This window comes from Pauljensenia sp. UMB3104 (assembly GCF_030217285.1).
Taxonomy (GTDB): domain Bacteria; phylum Actinomycetota; class Actinomycetes; order Actinomycetales; family Actinomycetaceae; genus Pauljensenia.
Map to the genome: position 1 here is coordinate 1 of NZ_JASONN010000545.1, position 241 is coordinate 241.

Genomic DNA, 241 nt, shown 5'->3' on the forward strand with positions numbered 1-241 from the left:
GTCCTCATGTACGTCCTCACGTGGCTGGCTCCCGCCCTCACGTCCGCGCTAGCGCTCGTGCCCGCGTGGCTAATGGCGCACCCGTGGACGATCCTCACGGGCGCGTTCCTGCACGGGGGCCTGCTGCATATCCTGTTCAACATGCTGTCCCTGTATTGGGTGGGGCGTGCGATCGAGCCGGTCATGGGATGGTGGCGCTTCCTCACCGTCTACCTGGTGAGCGCATTGGGCGGTTCCGCCT

At 66.0% G+C, this 241-nt stretch carries 1 protein-coding gene; it reads left to right on the forward strand.

Annotated elements, in window-relative coordinates; all coding sequences use genetic code 11:
• Window positions 1-241: rhomboid family intramembrane serine protease (locus QP415_RS12730; protein ID WP_285100315.1), on the forward strand; the 241-nt coding region annotated here is incomplete at both ends.